At 42.2% G+C, this 16,013-nt stretch carries 16 protein-coding genes and 1 pseudogene; 8 read left to right on the forward strand and 9 right to left on the reverse strand.

All coding sequences use genetic code 11. The features are described from left to right. Nucleotides 1–22: 22 nt before the first annotated feature. Nucleotides 23–1,987, forward strand: a complete 1,965-nt coding sequence (locus L0659_RS06070; protein WP_409018824.1) for an FtsX-like permease family protein — start codon at nucleotides 23–25, stop codon at nucleotides 1,985–1,987. 897 nt (nucleotides 1,988–2,884) lie between these two features. Here the strand turns inward: L0659_RS06070 and L0659_RS06075 are convergent. Continuing rightward, a complete protein-coding gene (locus L0659_RS06075; RefSeq protein ID WP_235124829.1) occupies nucleotides 2,885–3,796 on the reverse strand; it encodes an AraC family transcriptional regulator in 912 nt (303 codons plus the stop codon). 13 nt (nucleotides 3,797–3,809) lie between these two features. Then, nucleotides 3,810–4,616 carry an SDR family oxidoreductase gene (locus L0659_RS06080; protein WP_235124831.1) on the reverse strand — a complete coding sequence of 269 codons (807 nt, stop codon included), beginning with the start codon at nucleotides 4,614–4,616 and terminating at the stop codon, nucleotides 3,810–3,812. A gap of 119 nt (nucleotides 4,617–4,735) precedes the next feature. Here L0659_RS06080 and L0659_RS06085 point away from each other — a divergent pair, with 119 nt between their 5' ends. Continuing rightward, on the forward strand, nucleotides 4,736–5,251 hold the full coding sequence (locus tag L0659_RS06085) for a peptide-methionine (S)-S-oxide reductase (RefSeq protein WP_235124832.1): 516 nt from the start codon (nucleotides 4,736–4,738) through the stop codon (nucleotides 5,249–5,251). A gap of 15 nt (nucleotides 5,252–5,266) precedes the next feature. Here the strand turns inward: L0659_RS06085 and L0659_RS06090 are convergent, their stop codons facing one another. Together L0659_RS06090 and L0659_RS06095 are read right to left on the reverse strand one after the other, a co-directional pair. After that, nucleotides 5,267–5,722, reverse strand: coding sequence for a DUF1905 domain-containing protein (locus L0659_RS06090; RefSeq protein WP_235124833.1), 456 nt, complete (start codon nucleotides 5,720–5,722; stop codon nucleotides 5,267–5,269). A 158-nt stretch (nucleotides 5,723–5,880) separates the two neighbouring features. Then, nucleotides 5,881–6,156 (reverse strand): hypothetical protein, encoded by a 276-nt coding sequence (locus L0659_RS06095; protein WP_235124834.1) that lies wholly within the window; start codon nucleotides 6,154–6,156, stop codon nucleotides 5,881–5,883. Nucleotides 6,157–6,297: 141 nt separating this feature from the next. On the opposite strand from L0659_RS06095, the gene L0659_RS06100 reads away from it, so the two are divergent. The 5 genes and pseudogenes from L0659_RS06100 (at nucleotide 6,298) to L0659_RS06120 (ending at nucleotide 11,394) form a co-directional block, all read left to right on the forward strand. After that, nucleotides 6,298–7,176 (forward strand): toprim domain-containing protein, encoded by an 879-nt coding sequence (locus tag L0659_RS06100; protein WP_235124835.1) that lies wholly within the window; start codon nucleotides 6,298–6,300, stop codon nucleotides 7,174–7,176. Between the two features lie 171 nt (nucleotides 7,177–7,347). Then, entirely contained in the window at nucleotides 7,348–7,767 is a 420-nt protein-coding gene (locus tag L0659_RS06105) for a plasmid mobilization protein (protein WP_205748311.1), read from the forward strand. Then, on the forward strand, nucleotides 7,752–9,101 hold the full coding sequence (locus L0659_RS06110; protein ID WP_235124836.1) for a relaxase/mobilization nuclease domain-containing protein: 1,350 nt from the start codon (nucleotides 7,752–7,754) through the stop codon (nucleotides 9,099–9,101). The genes L0659_RS06105 and L0659_RS06110 overlap by 16 nt, the downstream gene beginning before the upstream one ends. A gap of 5 nt (nucleotides 9,102–9,106) precedes the next feature. Then, a pseudogene (locus tag L0659_RS06115) lies at nucleotides 9,107–9,759 on the forward strand (YWFCY domain-containing protein). Nucleotides 9,760–10,839: 1,080 nt separating this feature from the next. Further along, on the forward strand, nucleotides 10,840–11,394 hold the full coding sequence (locus L0659_RS06120) for a DUF4833 domain-containing protein (protein ID WP_235124837.1): 555 nt from the start codon (nucleotides 10,840–10,842) through the stop codon (nucleotides 11,392–11,394). Nucleotides 11,395–11,715: 321 nt separating this feature from the next. On the opposite strand, the gene L0659_RS06125 is transcribed toward L0659_RS06120, so the two are convergent. The 5 genes from L0659_RS06125 to L0659_RS06145 form a co-directional block, all read right to left on the reverse strand. After that, nucleotides 11,716–12,114, reverse strand: a complete 399-nt coding sequence (locus tag L0659_RS06125) for a GreA/GreB family elongation factor (protein WP_235124838.1) — start codon at nucleotides 12,112–12,114, stop codon at nucleotides 11,716–11,718. A 98-nt stretch (nucleotides 12,115–12,212) separates the two neighbouring features. Continuing rightward, a complete protein-coding gene (locus L0659_RS06130; RefSeq protein ID WP_235124839.1) occupies nucleotides 12,213–12,581 on the reverse strand; it encodes a hypothetical protein in 369 nt (122 codons plus the stop codon). Between the two features lie 162 nt (nucleotides 12,582–12,743). Further along, nucleotides 12,744–13,415 carry a DedA family protein gene (locus tag L0659_RS06135; protein WP_235124840.1) on the reverse strand — a complete coding sequence of 224 codons (672 nt, stop codon included), beginning with the start codon at nucleotides 13,413–13,415 and terminating at the stop codon, nucleotides 12,744–12,746. 185 nt (nucleotides 13,416–13,600) lie between these two features. Then, a complete protein-coding gene (gene rnk, locus L0659_RS06140) occupies nucleotides 13,601–13,987 on the reverse strand; it encodes a nucleoside diphosphate kinase regulator (protein ID WP_082212677.1) in 387 nt (128 codons plus the stop codon). A gap of 83 nt (nucleotides 13,988–14,070) precedes the next feature. Beyond that, entirely contained in the window at nucleotides 14,071–15,036 is a 966-nt protein-coding gene (locus tag L0659_RS06145) for a hypothetical protein (protein ID WP_235124841.1), read from the reverse strand. 161 nt (nucleotides 15,037–15,197) lie between these two features. On the opposite strand from L0659_RS06145, the gene L0659_RS06150 reads away from it, so the two are divergent. Continuing rightward, entirely contained in the window at nucleotides 15,198–15,950 is a 753-nt protein-coding gene (locus L0659_RS06150) for a TerC family protein (protein WP_235124842.1), read from the forward strand. Nucleotides 15,951–16,013 lie beyond the last annotated feature (63 nt).

Raw genomic sequence — 16,013 nt, forward strand, 5'->3', positions numbered from 1 at the left:
AGGATTAAAAGACCCGCATTCGATACTGCTTTCGGCATCCGCCGCGTCGGCCCTTTTTGGCAACGCAGATCCTATTGATAAACCCATTAAGATCAATACAAATATCGAGGCAAAAGTGACAGGCGTTTATGAAGACTTGCCACACAATACAGAATTTCAAGACATCAAGTTTTTGGCGCCATTTGATTTATATACGGCTGCAAATCCGTGGGTCAAAGAACAACAATGGAATAACTGGTTCCTGTCAATCTACACAGAGATTACACCCGGGGCAGACTTTGCTCAGGTTTCTCAAATTATCAAGGATATTGAGATCAATAACATCAAAAATTTGCCGGACAGTCGGGAGCAGATAGCCAAGAAACCCCAAATAGCATTGCTTCCAATGAGCAGTTGGCACCTTTATGGCGATTTTTATTTAGATAACAGGGAGCCTGTACGGATGGTCTGGCTGATTGGCATTATTGGAGCTTTTGTGTTGTTGCTGGCATGCATAAACTTCATGAATTTATCAACGGCGCGCTCTGTTAAGCGGGCAAAAGAAGTAGGTATCAGAAAGGCGGTCGGATCGCTGCGCGCTCAGTTGGTCGGACAGTTTTTGAGTGAATCTTTCTTAGTTGTTTTACTAGCCCTGATCCTTTCCTTTTTGTTGGTCAGCCTCTCATTGACCTGGTTTAACAACATCGCATCCAAGGAATTAATTGTTCCCTGGGACAGCTATTCTTTTTGGATAGCAAGTGCAGTATTCGTAATCATAACCTCACTTTTAGCTGGCAGTTATCCGGCTTTTTATCTCTCTTCTTTCCAGCCGGTTAAAGTGCTGAAGGGAGCCATGCAAACCGGTCGTTTTGCATCTATGCCACGAAAGCTCCTTATTGTTGTTCAATTTACGGTTTCAGTCTCGCTTATTATTGGTACGCTCCTAGTATACCGTCAAATTCAATTTGCCAAAAGCAGACCCGTTGGGTACGAAAAAACTGGTTTGTTGATGGTTGAAAAGAAAACATCTGATTTTGCAGGAAAGCATGAACTACTCAGAAGCGAGCTTAAAAATACCGGTGTTGTGTTAGAAGTAGCAGAATCAAGGAGCTCTACGACTGGTATCACAATGTGGAATGCTGGCTTTTCTAGTAATGGAAAAGAATTTGACTGTCCGGAAGGCTGTGGCACCCTGCCTGTCAGCACCCAATATGGAAAAACAATTGGATGGCATTTCACAAACGGCAGAGACTTCGGTGCGACGGGGGCGGGCGATTCGACTGGCTTTGTTATCAACGAGTCGTTTGCAAAACTTCTTGGCTTGAAAAATCCTGTTGGAGAAAACCTGACATGGAGTCCAGGGCACCGCAAACCGAAAACGTATACAATCCTTGGTGTTGTTAAGGATATGGTTGCCCTTTCCCCTTATAGTTCAGCAATCCCTACGGTGTTTTTTCTGGAAGACAACCACGCCTGGATCAACATAAGACTTAATCCGGCTATTGCGACCAATGTTGCATTGCCAAAAATTGAAGCAGTTTTCGAGAAGATTATTCCATCTGCTCCATTCGATTACAAATTTGCGGATCAAGAGTACGCAAACAAATTTGCCGCAGAGGAGCGCATTGGAAAACTGGCGGGCTTCTTCACGGTTCTGGCGGCGTTCATATCCTGTCTTGGGCTTTTTGGATTAGCTTCTTTTGTGGCCGAACAGCGAACAAAAGAAATCGGGATCCGCAAAGTACTGGGGGCATCAGTCGCCAGCTTATGGCAAATGCTTTCCAGGGATTTCGTTGTGTTGGTCATCGTTTCCTGCATTATCTCTATTCCGATTGCACACTATTACATGAGCAGCTGGTTAGAAAATTATCAGTATCACACTGAGATTTCGTGGTGGATATTCGCTGCAACCGGTATTGGCGCATTGGCTGTGACATTATTGACAGTAAGTTATCAGGCAATAAAAGCAGCATTGCTCGACCCAGTAAAAAGTCTCAGATCGGAATAATTAAAGCCATGGTTTAAACACATCCGCGTATGCCAAACCGGTATAGCAGCAAAACAGAAATATATCTCGAACCTGATCTAGCCTCTCGTTTTCAAAATCTTTGTTAGAAATAGTTTGAATTTCTATCGGAGTCGAAGCATCTCTATCAACTTCTTTAATGGTCATTTTGAAAGCTATGAAAGGATCTTTTACGAGCCACCCGTTTTTGATGCAGATAAAAACGATTTTTTTTAGGTTTCAATATGTCGACATCAGACGTTTTGTATTTCCAGAGTATGAATGTCTTTGTGTGGTCGTAAGTGGTCTTGTGAGCACTTTTTTTGCTATTTCGAAGTGCTCACCCGATGCTCACCTAGATATTGCGAATATTTGCATATTTTGACAAAATCTGAAAAACAAAAAAGCCTGTAAATGTATGATTTACAGGCTTTTGATGCTTTTTGTTCTTGTTACTTGCAGAGAGGAAGAGATTCGAACTTATTTATAACCTGCTCTGAATGAATATTGTATTAAGCTATTTTTTGCCTGCTCTCGAATTGCTCACCTTCATGTTTTGATTGGCAACGGACCTATCAAATTTAAGAAATTATATCTTTTTAGAAAAACTTTGATTGCATTAATTCCGCTAGTTGAAGTCTGACAAACAAACTCGGCAAAAGGGCAGCTAAATAAGTGGCCCTATTTTCTAAGACTTAGAGAAGCCGCCAAAAGCTTACGGCATAATGGCGGCTTCTTCCATCGCAGAGGAGGTGAAAAGTTAAACCGCCAGCCCGATGGGCACTTATTCCATTTCCTTTTGGGTGATAAAGGGCCACTGCTAGAAAGGCTTTCTTTTTTCTCGTTTTTTAATCACATAATCCTCCGTGAGCATGATCAGACGAAATACCGGTAAACTTCCTAATTATAGCCCGCCCGGAATTGCAGCGGTGTTTGCCGTGTCTTCGTTTTGAAAAGCTTGCTAAACGATTGCGGATAATCGAAACCTAATTCATAGGCAATTTCACTAACAGATAGATGCGTTGTCGATAATCGCTCTTTAGCACGTTCGATCAGCTTTTCGTGGATCAAATGTTGGGTAGTGCTTCCGGTGAGCTGTTTCAGGCAATCGCTCAGATACTTGGAAGACAAATGTAATTCCTCGGCCAGAAATTGTGCCGTGGGTAAACCATTGTTGAGCTGATCGGAATCAAAGTAATTGTTCAAGATTCTCTCAACTTTATTCAAAAGCTCGTTGCTGACCGTCTTACGGGTGATAAACTGTCTGTTGTAGTATCGGTCGCAGTAAGTCAGCATGAGCTCAATGTTGGCAATCCATACTTCCTGACTGAAATTGTCAATCGGCAGCGATAATTCCTTTTGCAGTTGGAGGAAGATGTTTTCCACCGTCTTTTGTTCGTCATCTGAAAGGATGAGAGCTTCATTGACTGCATAATCGAAATATCCGTAAGACTTAATCTTGCCACCCAGAGCCGAGTTACGAAGGAAATCCGGATGGATGGACAGCTGCCAGCCAGCTTTTGCAAAAGCGAAATCCTTCTCGATAAAGCTTACTTGCCTGGGTGCAAAGCAAGACATTACGCCCTCATCAAAATCGAACATACTTTGGCCGTATTGTATTTTGCACGGACATTCTGTCTTCAAAGTCACTTGATAGAACTCCGTAATAAGCCTTGTCCGCTGTTCAATTTTGATCTCAGGGAAATCCTCAAACCTCATCAGGCTCACCAGGGGATGCCTGGGCTTCGGCAGCTGCAAGAGTTGGTGCAGCTGGCTGATCGACTGAATGTGAACCGTTGTTGTCGTTTCCATCCTACCAAGTTAGTTAAATCAAACCTGATTTTTTCCGATAGGAATTGGCCATAAATCGGGCGATCATCGCATTCGGCAATAAGGTAGTCAACCGTGCGCCCATGCGGTTCCTGCTTCCGGATATTTGGAAATGTTTTTTTGTCTCAAAGGCTTTCAATAAATCGTCTGCCACTTCCTCCGGCGTTTGCGTGACAGCCGTTTGATAATCTGAGCTTAATCCGACTCCTTTTTCATTATTGATGCCCGCAGCTTCATTGAAATTGGTTTTTGTCAGTCCCGGCGCAAACAGCATAACCTGAATATTGTATGGTTTACATTCCTCGGTTATAGCCTCGGTAAAGGAGCGGACAAAAACTTTGCTTGCCGCATAGGTCGCCATGTAAGGTACCGGAGCGAAGGCTGCCATTGAGGCGACATTGATGATCGTGCCGCTTTTTCGCTCACACATAGGTTGCATGAAAAGATGCGTCATCGCCACCAGGGATGCATTATTAAGTTGTATCAAATCCAGTTCAGATTGCAAATTCAGCGCTGCAAACTCACCGCCTGAGCCGATCCCCGCATTGTTGACAAGCATATCGACTTCCCAATTTTGTTTTTGGGTTTCTTGAAAAATTTGAAATGGAGCATCCTGTTTAGTCAGGTCCGCCGCAATGTAAGTTGCCTGCACTCCATATGTTTCCTGTAAATGTTTACTAAGCTTGGAGAGTTTCTCTGCGTTGCGTGCCACAAGAATCAGATTATGCTTTTTTTCAGCCAGCTTTATTGCCAGAGCCTCACCGATTCCACCCGAAGCTCCTGTTATTAATGTATATTTCATTCTTTCTATCCATTAAATGATAATACAAAGGACGCTTGCTGCCGTTCAACCACTTGTAATCAAAAGTCGGTTTGTTGTGTTCAATAGTCGGGTAAATAATCAGGCATTGTGAAGTGTATATGTTAAAGACAGACAAAATTGGTTTAGGAGGAAGCTGCCATTGGTGTACCGAAGCAATATTTCAATCCTTAAAGGGCGTGATCAATGTAAAGCAGGGCTGCATCAAGCCGGACGATAATTTTTCTGAATTCTCGGAAGCAGTGATTGTTGAATTTGACCCTGATTTGATTTCTCTGGGAAACCTTATTGAAATTCATCTTTATACGCACAGCTGCACTTCCGACCATGCGATGCGATCTAAGTACAGATCAGCGGTTTATACTTTTAATGACGATCAGGTAATCGCAGCAAAACAAGCTATTGAAATGTTGCAAAAGGAATTTGGGAAACCAATCATTACAAAAGTGATTCCGTTTAAAACCTTCAAATTGAACGATCAGCAGTATCTAGATTACTATTATAAAAACCCTGAGATACCGTTTTGCAAAACGTTCATTGACCCGAAATTGAAGATTCTATTGAAGCAGTTTTCAAGTCATGTGGATGAGGAGAAGTTGAAATCTTCGGAGCGGTAAAGGTTGTAGATTCCATTATGATAATCGTTTGACAACGTCCATGATCTTTTGTTCCTGCCTGCTTTCATTCGGTTGCGACAGAATCGTAGTGATTATCTCTTTCTGCTCATCATTTGGCAGCGCTTTGAAATCTTTCAACATTCCAGCATCATTAAAACAATCAAGCAGCTGATCTTTTGAGCTGAGCTTATTGTCAGAGTTCATGTACATCGTTACAATCACTTCATCTCCGCCATTTTTGTTAATGGCTTTTCTGATGGTGCCATTAACAGAAATCATTTTATCAGCGTTTGTGACAGGTGCGAGGTTCAAATCTTTGAATTCATAGCCATCAATCGTACCGGATACTTTCATTTCGCCCCAGCTGCCCTGAATGTCTTTCGTTCCAGGTATTACCAGATGATACGTCCAGGCACCCTTTCCGGGCTGATGCCTGAGAATCAACTTTTCACTCTTTAGTAATGTTTTCATCTTTCAGGTTTGCCAGACATATTGAAATTTATGGATCGCCGAGTCTTTTCTGCCAATCGGACACCCAATCTCCCAAATGTGCCCAAACGGATCTTTGAGCTTCTCATTTTTCGAGATGTGATTGTCTGATTAAGTAGCCGTAAGACGCGAAGAATTTTTCACAACTTTGCGAGCCGGTCGTTCAAGTCCACCAGACCAGACTTTTGCAGACAATCAGCTGACAACGCAAGTAACTCATCCTTCGACTCACTTGAAGCTATGTCGATCAAATCGGGACTGCTTCCATCACCAGGAATTCTAAACGCCCTTCTTATTGCCTGGGTCAGCAGCAAAACATTCCGTCTGCTGATTTTCAAATCAATTTTGATCTGATCATTCATTCCGGGGATACTCATGATGGTATCATACACACTGGTCAAATCTTTAACGTTCATAATGTCTTTTTTAAGTTATAATTGGAACCGTACAAAGCTACCAATTGCCCGCGAAACGATCCTAAGGAGAATTTACCTAGGATAGGTGTCTGACTTTCAAGCTCCTTACTTTCGCTGTCACGAAACAAAACATTAAGCCAAATGAGAGAAAGAACGAGGGGAAATGATGGGCTTTTGACCTTGGTACAAATCAAGGAATTAGACATTGTGGATTATCTATTGGAGCTCGGGTTCGAGCCAGACAAAATTAGAAATGTCGACCATTTGTATTTGTCACCATTTAGAATGAGCGGACTGCTTCATTCAAGGTCAATAGAAACCTTAATCGATGGTACGATCATGGCCTGGGGAGCGGCGGGAACCATATCGATTTTGCAATACTCTTTTCAGTGTACCGTCCGGGAAATTGTCAATTTATTTTCAGACCATCTATCCTTTCACAAGCCACGACCGAGACCTGTTCCAAGGATGCTGCATGTTACTAAAAGTCTATTGGAAATTTTATCGACGGGGACTTTAAGTAGTGAATCACTAGTCAGGTACATCTCCTCCAGATGTGTATTTGACGATATCGCCAAAAGATATTGCAGGCAAGTCAATTACCGAATTGGTGACCGGAGGAATTTTGCGTTGGGCTTGCAGAATGATTCAGGTGGTTACGAGTTGCGCAACTCATTTACAAAGCTTGCGAGCACTTCGAAAGACATAACCACCATTGATATTGGTGCATCGACCGTTTCAGTGTTCGAAGGGATGTTTGATTTTTTATCGTACAAAACCATCATGACTCAAACAGTAGAAGTGCCGGAGAATCATATAGTACTTAATTCTATTTCTCTTTTCGAAAGGTCACGATCATTTCTCGAACGCCACAGTCAGATTAACCTATATCTCGATCGGGATACGGCGGGATTGAAGTGCAGTTCAGCGGCAAAGGCGATCAGTGAAAAGTACAATGATGCAAGCGGTATTTATGATGGCTTCAAAGATTTAAATGATTGGCTGGTCAGCATCACCTAAGCCTCTTATCCTTTTGAATCTCTCTTGAAAGAAGTTAACAACATTGAAGTACTGAAAAGCTGGAATGATTGCCTCTTATCCGCAATCGGCCAGATGTCAGTTTGTGTCACAAACTAAGGATCTGGCCGCCCAAACACTCCGGAGTCGTTGGCGGGGATTGAATAAAAATGAATGTCGAAACGTGAAAATGATAATGTGATGAAGAAAGACAAAAGCAATCGAACTAAGTGGCTGAATATCCGCTTGACACCTGAGGAGTTTCAGCAGCTTCTCCGGAAAGTGCAAAGAACAACATGCCGAAAGACGAGCGAGTACGCAAGGAAAGTATTGCTTTCCGAGCCGGTTATCGTCAACCACAGGAACCAGTCATTTGACGAAGTGATGGTGGAACTTACACGCCTTCGCAGCGAGCTAAGCAAGGCCGGCGGCAACCTGAATCAAGCTGTTAAAAGACTGCATGCACTCTCGCAAATTGCCGATTTCCGATGCTGGTTGGAAGCTTATGAGGGTGATAAGAATCGCCTGATCGAGATGGTGAATGAGATCAATATCTACATCAGCAAAGCCTCGAAAATATGGTTGCAATCATAAAGACTGGAACATCGATCCGCAGCACTTTCTACTACAATGAGAACAAGTTAAAAGAGAGAGTTGCAGAGTGCATTATGGCAGGAAATTATCCGGACGATGCCACAAGTCTGTCCGAGCAAGAGCGTCTGAATCTGCTCTTAAAATTGGCTTCTTTGAACACAAATGTGGTTCGAAATAGCGTCCATATCTCCCTAAACTTTGACCCTTCCGAGCAACATTCTAAGGCACTTTTGAAAGAAATTTCACAGACTTACATGGAGAAGATTGGCTTTGGTGATCAGCCATTCCTGGTGTATCAACATCACGATGCCGGGCATCCACACATCCACATTGTGAGCGTAAAAGTAGCGCATGATGGAAGCCGGATTGAAACGCAGAATATCGGACGAAACCAATCGGAAAGTGCGAGGAAGGAAATTGAACAAGAGTTTCATCTGGTTAAGGCATCTAGTAAAAAACAACAGCAATCCGAACATTTAAAGCCCGCGATGGTTAGTGCAAACTATGGTAAGGTTGAGACCAAACGAGCAATATCGAATATTCTTGAAGGGGTTATCGACAAGTACAAATTCACTTCAATTCCCGAGTTAAACGCCGTATTGAACCGCTACAATGTTACAGCAGATCGCGGAAATGAAGAGTCCAGAACTTTCAAGAATGGGGGGCTACACTACCGGCTGCTGAATGCAAAGGGTGAACGGGTTGGTGTGCCCATAAAGGCTAGCGACTTTCATCAAAAACCGACATTGAATTACCTGCAAAACCGGTTTGAAATTAACGATCAACTGCGGCAAAAAGACAAGTTAAGAATCAAAAACGCGATTGATTTCACATTGTACGGAAAGACGAATGTAACACTTGATCGGCTCACTAATATTCTCGAACGCGATGGAATCGACACCGTTCTCCGAAAGAATGATACCGGACTGGTCTATGGAATTACTTACGTCGATCACCGCTCGAAAGCGGTTTTTAATGGAAGTTCTCTCGGTAAAAATTATAGTGCAAAAGCCATTCAGGAGCGCTGTGTGGCTATCGATACCGCCATGTATAATAGGTTATCAAATACGCAGAAACAAGAGCATCTAACGACAGGTCATGGACAGTCAGCCACGTCAAAAAGCTATTGGTTAGAAACTCCTCAGCAGAGCAATGACGCCAGACTTGCCAATGGTGAGGATTCACTATTTGATCCTGTCAAACAAGATGGTTTCACACCAGCAGGGCTTCGTGGAAACAAACGTAAAAAGAAAAAGGGTTCTCTCAATCACTTTAAACTTGTTTTATTATGGCATCCAACACTGGTGAAAACGATATCAGCCTTCGGAAAATAACTGATATGACCCGCTTGATCAGCATCCTGGTTCTAGCATTGCACTTTTGCTATTTCTGTTACCAGGCATTTCAAAATTGGCACCTGCCATATTTACTTTCAGACCGGCTTTTGGATAAAATTGTTGCCGCAGGTTTGTTCTCTTCGTTCAGTAGAACTAAGATTATGGCTCTCGTTTTCTTAGTCATTTCACTGGTCGGGGTGAAAGGTAAAAAGGGCGAAAATATCCGGTGAAACCTTCTTTACTCAGTGTTTTGACCGGGTTTGTTATCTATTTTATAAGCTTTTTTATTCTGAAAACATCAGTCGAAGAGCAATTTAGATCAGCTCTGTATATGGTATTTACCTTAATTGGTTTCCTACTGATATTGCCCGGTGGGAGCCAGTTTTCCAGATTGATAACCGCTCGTTTAAGCAACGAAATCTTTAACAAAGACAACGAAAGTTTCCCTCAATTTGAACAACTTCTGGAAAACGAATACTCGATCAATCTTCCAGCGGAATACCGTTACAAGGGCAAAACGCTGCAGAGCTGGATCAATAACATTAATCCTTTTCGTGGAGTGCTGGTGAGCGGATCTCCGGGATTCGGGAAGACATTTTTTATTTTTCGACATGTGATCACTCAGCACATTGAGAAAGGTTTTTCAATGTGCTGAGTGATTTTAAATACAGCAATTGACCCTGCTAGTATACAACGCCTGGCTTAAAAACAGATCTAATTCTCCAGTTGAGCCGGCTTTCTATACGATCAATTTCGATGACCTATCGCGGAGCCATAGATGCAACCGGTTAAATCCTGAGAGTATGCTTGACATTACTGATGCAGTGGAATCAGCATGTACTATTTTAGTGGGATTGAATCGAGAGTGGATCACACGCCCAGGCGATTTCTTTGTCGAATCATCCATCAACTTTATGACAGCTGTTATCTGATCTATTGCATATGGTGCTGTATGTATCGGGGCGATAATGTATCCTGCTTCATTTTTCGACGCTAGCAGCACCTTGTTTTGCCCCATAGCTTTGTCAAGCTTATCGACGAACGCCATTAAGTGCCCGTGACAAGGATGAGTGTCTTCAGACCTCTTAGTCGTTACTGAATTTCCGGGTGGTACACAAATACTGTGGTTTTTATGAACTTTGATAATATTCAAAAAGTATCAAAATATACGCCACAAGGTTCCATATAGTACAGATTGGTGTTTTACATGACGTTAAACTGTACTTTTCAAATGGAATGCTGCCCAGAAAGTGGCTAGCAAAAGGTAGGCTCACAATCTAAAAGAATTGCCCTCGACGATATCAAGTGCAGGGTATTTGGGAATCGGATGTGATTCAAACTTCGGTATTATGGCAGGCAATGAGATTAACGGTGAGCTGACTGTGCTTTGCCGCTCAAGATATGGAAGGTTTATAGAATAACATCATAGGCAGTTCTTCAACCGGAGGGTGGTCGGTAACTGGGAAGACGTTTCGCAGTGGACAGCAGATACAGTCCTAACTGTTTTATTTAACGATCTGAAAACGACTTTTGGCGAAGGATTAAAAAATAACATTGCCCTGCCGTTCAATGCCTTGTGATCCACAACGTGGTTTGATGCAATGGGAAATGAAAAGCTTGAGGCTTGATAGTCTAGTATAGTTACTTTCACCTTCCTACCACATTTTCTACCAATCGTCAGTATCTTGTAAATGTCAAAAGCGCATTCATAAGGATTGAATTTAAATTCTTGAATATGAAATCCCATCCAACGAATAAAGTTGTGGAATATCTTCTAATCTTGTTTCTGACAACCTATGTTTTACCAGGTTACGCACAGGAAGGCTATCCTGTACCGCCATTTAACAAAAACCGGTTGTTCTATATTCAGCATAGCAAAAACCATAACACTTTTGTCTATGATGCATTTATTCAAGATGGCAACATCCAAGCAGACAAGCCTGTCAATGTCTATAAGATCGCCTACACCGAAAAAGGCAAACGCACACCGCTCACCCTTATTCAAAGAAAGTTTGCGTTTGGAATAAAATCCAAGCGTTTGTCTGCTAATGTTTACGAGATGCAACTGGCAGCTTCCAAGAAAGTGACCTTCTACCTCAATTTGGTCAAATCTGGAATGCCCAAGGTCCATGTGACGGTCAACAATAGGAAGATGTTTTTAGATAGGATTTTTCTTAAAATCAAGGAGGGTACATCTGGTATCAAAGTGAAGCTCGATTATGCCCTTTTTTATGGTACGGATTTCGATACCGGGCAAAATATAATTGAAAGAACAGTTCCGAAAGAGTAGTGATATGGGATACTAAGTTCCCTTTTCTTCTTCTGAACAAATTCTTACTTTCACGATAAAAGGATTATCATTTCTGATTTTAGGTTGATGATTAGTAAATTGACTGAAAGTACCAGTAACTTAGAATATCAAATAAACCAGAGAAGGCTTTCTAACGAACAGCCTGTGCGGAATATCAATAGATATGCCTAAATAAGGTTACAGTAGATTATGAAAATACTTGCAAAAAGGATCTCCCGCCCGCAAAATCGATATTAAATACTTTGACTCATATATGTTCACCGCTAAGGCATCAAATTGTAATTTGTCAAGTCATCAATTTTAATTGACTTGCGTCTTCAAAGGCCTGACATCCATAATCTCGAAGCACTTGGAATTACCGTTGATTTCCCTCTCAACTTTTTCTGTTTTAGAGAGTCCTATAAATGCAGCGCCCCAAGGATCTAAAAACGAAATCATTTTTTTCTTCGGGTCCACGCATTCCGGATGAACAATGCTGAATTCCCGTACGCTATTACTTGGCCACTCCCTAATTTTAATAGTAGAGTTTAACCGCACACAGTTTTCGGGTAAGAGATCATCTTCCACCACTATGGCTGACCGAAGCTCCCATGACAATAACCGAGAGCTCAGCGATTCATTTTCAGACAAATCCGCCATATATCGTTTTAGGATACGGAAATCGCTCTTTCCAAGTATGATGGGAGTTTTACCGTGCATTTCTTTTAAGTTAATTAGTGCTTTCAATATAACCTAGACAACCACCAGGTTTTGGTGGTTGTCCACGTTTAATGGGGTATACTTAGAGGAAGGTGAAATTATGGCCGGTGTAGAAGGTTGTTTTGTATTTGTGACCAATACCAATGAACAAAAAGGCGCTCCTGACGTGAAACGCCTTCATGTGCCTTTGTTACACGGCTTAGGATAGACAAAAACCGGTTTTTTGCCGACTGGTTGATTTTGACTGGTGTATTGACACATGTCTGCTGATCGTGTACAGTACCTGTACCATCAAGCACAATTGCATTTTCAGCCAGAAAATTGGCATATGCATCAAAATCAGCTTGCTGCCTGGTAGCAGGCATACCATCTATTTCATGAGCCTCTCTCTTTTGGAAGATATCTTCCATTTCAGCGAGTACCATCGCTACCGAAGCAGCGCCAATTTTTGAATAAGATAAATGCATAATTTCGTCTGCTTGTTTGTAAAGCCTTTTTGAAAATGTTTGTTGCTGTTTACGTCGGTTGTTTCTGCCTGTGACCTGGCAGTCGGCCGGGCAGCATGCGACTAACATTCGCCGACTTGGAAATAATAATAGGATTGCCAGGGGTATTCCTAGAAGCTAAGCCTAAACTATAACCTCCGGCCGGCTGGACCGGAATTTAGCTTTAACCAACTGCCAAAAAATCGGCAATACGGATAACGCAACGATTCCTAGCACTACTTTCTCAAAATTGTCCCTGACTAGTGGAATGCTGCCTAGAAAGTAGCCGGCAAAAGCAAGGCTCACAACCCAAAGAATTGCCCCGATGATATTGAATTTAAAAAAGACCTTGTAATTCATTGCCGCAACACCACCTACAAATGGTGCCAAAGTCCTGACTATCGGCACAAACCGCGCTATTACAATTGTGGACGCTCCGTATTTCTCATAAAAACCATGGGTATGAGCAAGATGTTCAGGCTTGATCATTCTCTTTCCGAAAAAGCGGGTATGCTGGATTTTAGTCCCAAAACGGCGTCCGATCAAGTAGTTGGAACTATCGCCAAGTATGGCCGCTAGTACAAGCAATGCAACAATAAGCCAGATGTTGAGCGAATCGGGATATTTTGCAGCCATCATTCCTGCCGCAAACAGTAATGAATCGCCAGGGAGAAATGGCATAAACACAACTCCGGTTTCAATAAAAATGATCAGAAAGAGGACTGCATAAGTCCATGCGCCATACTGCTCAATGATATGCCCCAAATGTGCGTCCAGGTGGAAAAAGACATCCAAGATTTGGTTAAAAAATTCCATTATTAGGGTTTTTTATTTGATGTTTGCCATCAATATGCAAATGGTGATATATATAAGCATGATCGTAAATGCGTAGAACATTGCCGTTAACATTTCCTTATCCGATCTGATTTTTTCGTTTTCCATGATCATTTCAGTTTGTCTATTTAATTTACAAAAAAACCTTTAGATAGACATTCGCTATTTTACATGACAATCTGAGTAACTTCTATTACTTCAAATTTCTTCATGCCTGCAGGCATTTTCCACTCAATGGTCTCGCCTTTACAAAGTCCGATCAAGGCTGCGCCCATAGGTGTAAGCACAGAGATTTTCTTCTGTTTGATATCTGCCTGGGCCGGCATGACGATGCAAAATTCCATTTCTCTGTTAGAAGCCAGTTCCTTAACACGCACTTGTGAATTCAGGCGGACGCTGTCTTCCGGCAACTGATCATTTTCGACGACGATGGCCCGGTTTAATTCGTAGGATAGCGTCATTTCGTTCGGGTTGGTCGGGAAATTTTCTGCAAACTGTTTTAACATGCGAAAATCGTCTTCGCTAAGTATGACTGTGTTTTTTTGATTTTTCATATGGATATATAGGTTTACGCCGTAGCCGTTGCCAGGTTCTTACCTTGCAACGGCCTACAGCAACGGGGGCGTGACGGCCCGTGTTATATTAAGGAACTGGCTGCGAGCTGATGGAAAACCTTTTCATCAAGCTTGTAGCGGTCATTTAATGTAAGACTGCTTCGCGCATTGAAAAGGGCGTGATTAACAGCATTGTACATCAGCCAGCAAGATGAATCCTGGTCAAGAAGCCGCTGCTCTTGTTTGAGCCGCTCATAAGCCTGCTTGGCCAGTTGAACGGGAATCGGCAGTGTTTTTAGCAGTTTTTCATCCGCTCTACCAAAGGATTTTTGTTGAAAATGTTCATATACAGTGGTCGTCAGGGTAGGATTTTTGTAATTCTGACCAGCCAGCAATCCGTACAGCTGCTCCTGAAACAGTTCAGGCGTTTGCCTGCTGTGGTGGATTTTTCGACTCGCTGCATCTTTTTTCGCGATGGCGCTCCTGTTGGGCTTCTGCTTTTTTTCTTTTCCCTGCCCGCGTTCCTTCAACCAGGATCGATATTTTGAGAGTTCTGAAAAGGAATCCGCCCATCCCATAAGCCCATTTTGGCAAACTGCCCGGTACATGCTCGTGCCCGGAAGCCCGGAACCATCAAGCATGGCCGTCAATGTTTTGCCTTGTACGCTAAATGGGGTTTTTCCATTATAACTATTCGTCAAAATCATGCTCCGCTGCAACTGCTCTCCGCCAATGGAGAGCTGCTCAGGAAAAATTATATTAATGCTAAATTCACCCGTAGAAGTATATTTTATTTCCAGTTTATAGTCTGAAAAGAGCTTATCGACCACTTCTCTAATTAATATGTTGGGTATGATGGCATAGTCAGCGCTTTGAATGCCGAAAATCGTTTTAGTCCCGCGAAAAGGCTGACCAACGATAAGTTGTTGCTTATCAGTCGCCATGATTTCATAGTCTGGTAATAGGTCGGCCAGCCACACTGGATTTACAGGGTAGCAGATTTCATCCCATGAAGTAGTGAACTGCGGCTGAGCACTGAGATAAGTCATTTTCTTGTTTTTTATTTTTACAGTTGTAAATTTACTTAAAAAAGTTTTATAAAGAAAATAATATTGAGAAAATGTCTTGGCATGGCAAAATCAAATCCGTATATAACAGGGAGTTAACAGCATACTAGTCCTCGTATTGAAATTCTAATCAACAAATACTCATGGAATTCGAAGTCATCGTTTCACTCTTGTCGCTGGTCGCTTTGGAGGCGGTTCTTGGGATCGACAACGTCATTTTTATATCAATCATCGCGGCAAAACTTCCTGCAAATCAGCAGAAGAAAGCCCGGCAATATGGCCTGATACTCGCGGGTGTGATGCGGATCGGGCTTTTGCTCTTGATTTCTCTCATTATGAAGCTGGATAAAGATCTGTTTGTGGTTTTTGGTGAAGGGTTCTCAGGAAAAGAGCTTGTTCTACTTGCAGGAGGGTTATTTCTGCTCTACAAGAGCTCGACTGAGATTTATCATAAAATGGAAGGGGAGGAGGGAGACCAGAGCAAACAGATCAAAGCTTCCTCTTTCGGTCAGGTCCTCACGCAAATATTGATCATGGATATGGTTTTTTCCATCGATTCAATCATCACCGCTATTGGTATGGTAAAGGAAGTTTGGGTAATGTATGTGGCAGTCATTGCAACGGTAATACTAATGCTGGTGGCAGCTGAAACGATCAGTAATTTTGTAAATCGGCACCCTGCATTCAAAATGCTGGCTTTGTCATTTTTATTGCTGATTGGCTTTTCATTGATCAGTGAGGGCTTTGGGCTCGAAATTCCGAAGGGCTACATTTATTTCTCTATGGCATTTTCACTGCTGGTGGATGTATTTCAGATGCGCATGAACAAATCTAAAAGTGTGCCTGTAAAAACCCATGAACATTACCAGCAAGGTGGAGATCGGCTTTTACCATAGTTTTTAAAAAAATATAAAAGGCACAAGCTTCTGCTAAATTGGCTCGTGCAAATAAACATTACA

The organism is Dyadobacter sp. CY347, from assembly GCF_021502655.1.
Taxonomy (GTDB): domain Bacteria; phylum Bacteroidota; class Bacteroidia; order Cytophagales; family Spirosomataceae; genus Dyadobacter.

Coding starts and splice junctions, on each gene's coding strand:
- L0659_RS06075 (WP_235124829.1), bottom strand. CDS start 3,796: ATGGAAACGACAACAACGGTTCACATTCAGTCGATCAGCCAGCTGCAC.
- L0659_RS06080 (WP_235124831.1), bottom strand. CDS start 4,616: ATGAAATATACATTAATAACAGGAGCTTCGGGTGGAATCGGTGAGGCT.
- L0659_RS06085 (WP_235124832.1), top strand. CDS start 4,736: ATGTTAAAGACAGACAAAATTGGTTTAGGAGGAAGCTGCCATTGGTGT.
- L0659_RS06090 (WP_235124833.1), bottom strand. CDS start 5,722: ATGAAAACATTACTAAAGAGTGAAAAGTTGATTCTCAGGCATCAGCCC.
- L0659_RS06095 (WP_235124834.1), bottom strand. CDS start 6,156: ATGAACGTTAAAGATTTGACCAGTGTGTATGATACCATCATGAGTATC.
- L0659_RS06100 (WP_235124835.1), top strand. CDS start 6,298: ATGAGAGAAAGAACGAGGGGAAATGATGGGCTTTTGACCTTGGTACAA.
- L0659_RS06105 (WP_205748311.1), top strand. CDS start 7,348: ATGTCGAAACGTGAAAATGATAATGTGATGAAGAAAGACAAAAGCAAT.
- L0659_RS06110 (WP_235124836.1), top strand. CDS start 7,752: ATGGTTGCAATCATAAAGACTGGAACATCGATCCGCAGCACTTTCTAC.
- L0659_RS06120 (WP_235124837.1), top strand. CDS start 10,840: ATGAAATCCCATCCAACGAATAAAGTTGTGGAATATCTTCTAATCTTG.
- L0659_RS06125 (WP_235124838.1), bottom strand. CDS start 12,114: ATGCACGGTAAAACTCCCATCATACTTGGAAAGAGCGATTTCCGTATC.
- L0659_RS06130 (WP_235124839.1), bottom strand. CDS start 12,581: ATGCATTTATCTTATTCAAAAATTGGCGCTGCTTCGGTAGCGATGGTA.
- L0659_RS06135 (WP_235124840.1), bottom strand. CDS start 13,415: ATGGAATTTTTTAACCAAATCTTGGATGTCTTTTTCCACCTGGACGCA.
- rnk (WP_082212677.1), bottom strand. CDS start 13,987: ATGAAAAATCAAAAAAACACAGTCATACTTAGCGAAGACGATTTTCGC.
- L0659_RS06145 (WP_235124841.1), bottom strand. CDS start 15,036: ATGACTTATCTCAGTGCTCAGCCGCAGTTCACTACTTCATGGGATGAA.
- L0659_RS06150 (WP_235124842.1), top strand. CDS start 15,198: ATGGAATTCGAAGTCATCGTTTCACTCTTGTCGCTGGTCGCTTTGGAG.